This is a genomic window from Thermogemmatispora sp., from assembly GCF_019683635.1.
In the GTDB taxonomy this organism is placed as follows: domain Bacteria; phylum Chloroflexota; class Ktedonobacteria; order Ktedonobacterales; family Ktedonobacteraceae; genus Thermogemmatispora.
Map to the genome: position 1 here is coordinate 1 of NZ_JADGIA010000325.1, position 3,242 is coordinate 3,242.

Below are 3,242 nucleotides of genomic sequence, written 5' to 3' on the forward strand. Positions count from 1 at the left end.
CCGCCGCCAGCAGCGTCCCGACTGCAATCCCTATCTTCTCCGCCTGCTCTCTCAAGCCCGCCAGCTCCTGCTCTCGCAGTTTTCGCAGCAGACTCATCCCTTCCTCCTCTTCGCTTACTCTCCCATCAAAGGACACCAAGGGGCCTGAATTTCGTATTCCCTCTGACAGTATAACAGCAGGTCATACCTAGTTCAAGGCTTCCTTTTTTAACGGAAATGAACTTGAGACAAAGCTATCACAAATCACTCTTTACTGTGGCGGCAAAGCTGGCTATAGTAGATTCGACAGCAGGTCAAGATATAGCTTCTTCACCATATTAACCCTATCTTTCTTCAGAAAAAGGGTAAGGGAGACTATTCACTCAAAACAAACGGCGAGGCTTTTCTCAATGCTCAATGATACTGCTGACCATATGTATCGACGTCAGGATGATCAGTTAGAACAGGAGAGCCGCATCATGGCCACTGCCCTTTTTCCTCGCAGCAGCGAGGTCTCCAGGCACTACTGTCCTCGCTGTCACGAAGCAGACCTCAGCCGGGGATCTTCCTTCAGTCAGCACCGCCTATCAGCGAGCCGTCAGGACCATCTCAGCGCCCTGCGGGCCGAGCTAGGAGCGAGCGAGGAGACCGAGCACCTCATCGATTGGCTGCTCGACATGTGGGAAACCATCGACCTGCTCATCGCCCGCTTCGGGGCCGCGCGCGCCTGGCAGATCATCGCCACGCCCGCCACCCTCTGGCCGCAACCCATCAGCAGCGAGGAGCTGGTCGCGCACCTGCGTGGCGAAGAAAGCGCCCTTGCTGATCCACCGGCTGTCTACCCCTGAATACAAAGGAGTCTGAGCATGTTCATGCGCCTCTGGAAATGGCTGCGTCCCTCCCCGGCAGAGCCACAGCAGGCCGCCGACGAGTTCAACCAGACAGGAACGGTTCCAGACAACGAGAGCGATGGGCGCCGGCGTCTGCCAGACGTGCCCTACCTGCTCCCCAAGGATCTGGGCGAGATCAACCGTCTGGACTTTCAGCACTACGTCCTGCGGCTGGCGCTAGGACAACTCACCTTCGCCCCCGTTGACCAGCAGCTTCGGCAGGGCGGTCAAGTGCTCGATGTTGGCTGCGGAACGGGGCGCTGGGCCATCGAGATCGCGCGGCAGTACCCCCTCACCCAGGTCACGGGCCTCGACCTCGAACTGGTCAAAGCCACCACTCCGCCACCCAACTATCGCTTTATTCAGGGGAATCTCCTGCAGGGCCTGCCCTTCGCCGACCGCACCTTTCACTACACCCATCAGCGCTTTCTCGTGGCAGCCATCCCCCTGGAGCACTGGCCGGGAACCGTCCAGGAGCTGTATCGTGTCACCACCCCGGGTGGCTGGATCGAACTCATCGAACTGGGAGCGGAAACGCGCAACGCCGGTCCCAACCTGCAGCAGCTCATCGCCTGGGGGCGCCAGCTCTCGGCCCTGCGCGGCATCGACGCCACCCACATGAGCCGTCTCAATGAGTGGCTGCTCCAGGCTGGCTGCAGTCAGATCCATACGCACACCCTCTGGCTCCCCCTGGGAGCCTGGGCCGGGCGTCTGGGACTCCTCTGCATACGCGACTTCGCCGCCGGCTTCGCCGGACTGGAAGCCCTGGCGGTGCGCACCTGTGGCATCAGCCCTGCTCACTTTCGCCAGACTGTCGCCGCCCTTGAGCAGGAGTGCAACCAGCACCAAACACGCTACGCCTGCTACCTGGCGGCAGGCCAGCGCTAAGCCCAGTCGCAGACGAGCAACGCAGTCGGCCTGGCAACGTCAGCCCTGCCCGCACTCAGGCTGAAGCCAAGCACTTGGAGAAGAAAGAGGAGGGAAAAAGCATGAAAGGAACAACCATGCGGCGACCCTATCACCGTGGGCCACGGGTCGCCAGTCCCGGTGGCCTCCGCCCGCAGGAATGGCGTGTTCTCATCCTGGCCCGCCAGGGACTGGCCCGGCGCCAAATTGCCGCCCAACTGGGCGTCAAAGTCGAGACCATCAACCTCTATTTTCAGCGCATCTACGAGACGCTTGGCGTCCACTCCTGGCGCCAGGCTATCGAGCAAGCGCCCTGGGAGAAATGCCCCCCGGAAGCCCTGCTCAGGCCACCAGAGCAGCAAGGACCAGCGCAAGGGCCAGCAGACCCCTCTCACCCCAGTCTCTGACGCCTGCTGCTGCATAGGGCAGGGAAGCCAGCGCGTGGGAAGGCCCTGGGCGGACGCCCCATGTGCGCCGGCATGAGGCGAACGCCCAGGCGCCTGCCCGCTCATCCAGGCCACGCCACGCAGCCAGAGAATCATGAGCAGAAGAGGAGTTGACGCCATGCCGTTACGTCCAGAAGACGCCCGCTTTGCCATTGGCCTCGACCTCATCCTCACCGACGTGGACCGCAGCCAGATCGCCCTGATCTTGCGCGAGGACGAGCAACGTTACGCCCTGCTGGGGGAAAAAATGCACTGGGGAGAGCGCGCTGACCAGGCTTTCCTGCGCGCCTTGCGCGAAGAGCTGGGCCTGACAAAGATCCTGCCCAACCGCGTCAATGGCGTCCTCAACCGCAAGCTGCAGTCCTGCGGCATCCTGTGCTGGCAACTCGCCGGACTCTTCGGTCTCCTGCGGCCCGAGCGCGATCCCCGCTTTCTCCAGGCCCCGCTTGCCGAGCGCGCACAGGTCCTCTCGCTGACCTATCTAGTCGATTGCGACCTGAGACGCCTTAAGCAGGCCGCCAAACCGGGGAAGAGCGTCCAGCGGCTGGAGATTTTCAGCCTGACAGAGCTGCCCACCCTCTTCCTCGACCACGCCGAGCTGATCAGACACATCCTTGAGGCCGAGCGGCGCGGAGGGCTGCCGCTGATCCGCTGAGGTTGGCGCAGCGCATCAGCAGTCTGTCAGCCGCTATCAGCACCTGGCGCCACTCACGCCGCCCGGCCCGGCAGAAGACCAACGCGGGCGAGCAACCTTCTCACCAACGCAGAGGACCCTGAGCGGAGCCTTCTCGGGCTGGCCCGCCCAGGGTCCTCAAGTCCCGCGCCCGGTCAGCCGTGGACCAGTGGCGGGGGGACAGGAGTCGTCACATACGCTTGCTGACGCTCAGCCGCGCGCGCGCTCGGCAGCCTTCAGAATGGCCCGCCGCGCCATCACCGCGGCCATCTGGGCCCGATACTGCTTTGAGCCGTGAATATCCTCCATCAGCTCCAGGCCCTCAGCGGCATGGCTGGCCGCCTCGGC

General features: G+C 63.0%; 4 protein-coding genes and 1 pseudogene. 4 read left to right on the forward strand and 1 reads right to left on the reverse strand.

Features of this window, described 5'->3' with window-relative positions; translation table 11 throughout:
* The first annotated feature begins 389 nt into the window (after window positions 1-389).
* From IRZ31_RS20810 to IRZ31_RS20825, 4 genes are all read left to right on the forward strand, one after another.
* Entirely contained in the window at window positions 390-827 is a 438-nt protein-coding gene (locus IRZ31_RS20810; RefSeq protein WP_297157534.1) for a hypothetical protein, read from the forward strand.
* A gap of 18 nt (window positions 828-845) precedes the next feature.
* A complete protein-coding gene (locus IRZ31_RS20815) occupies window positions 846-1,757 on the forward strand; it encodes a class I SAM-dependent methyltransferase (protein ID WP_297157537.1) in 912 nt (303 codons plus the stop codon).
* Window positions 1,758-1,858: 101 nt separating this feature from the next.
* The gene (locus IRZ31_RS20820; protein ID WP_297157540.1) at window positions 1,859-2,182 is read left to right on the forward strand and encodes a helix-turn-helix transcriptional regulator; all 324 of its coding nucleotides are present in this window, start codon (window positions 1,859-1,861) and stop codon (window positions 2,180-2,182) included.
* Window positions 2,183-2,339: 157 nt separating this feature from the next.
* A complete protein-coding gene (locus IRZ31_RS20825; protein ID WP_297157543.1) occupies window positions 2,340-2,876 on the forward strand; it encodes an NUDIX domain-containing protein in 537 nt (178 codons plus the stop codon).
* Between the two features lie 228 nt (window positions 2,877-3,104).
* Here IRZ31_RS20825 and IRZ31_RS21535 read toward each other — a convergent pair.
* Window positions 3,105-3,242: pseudogene (locus tag IRZ31_RS21535) on the reverse strand (xanthine dehydrogenase family protein subunit M); the annotation flags it as partial.

Coding starts and splice junctions, on each gene's coding strand:
- IRZ31_RS20820 (WP_297157540.1), top strand. CDS start 1,859: ATGAAAGGAACAACCATGCGGCGACCCTATCACCGTGGGCCACGGGTC.
- IRZ31_RS20815 (WP_297157537.1), top strand. CDS start 846: ATGTTCATGCGCCTCTGGAAATGGCTGCGTCCCTCCCCGGCAGAGCCA.
- IRZ31_RS20810 (WP_297157534.1), top strand. CDS start 390: ATGCTCAATGATACTGCTGACCATATGTATCGACGTCAGGATGATCAG.
- IRZ31_RS20825 (WP_297157543.1), top strand. CDS start 2,340: ATGCCGTTACGTCCAGAAGACGCCCGCTTTGCCATTGGCCTCGACCTC.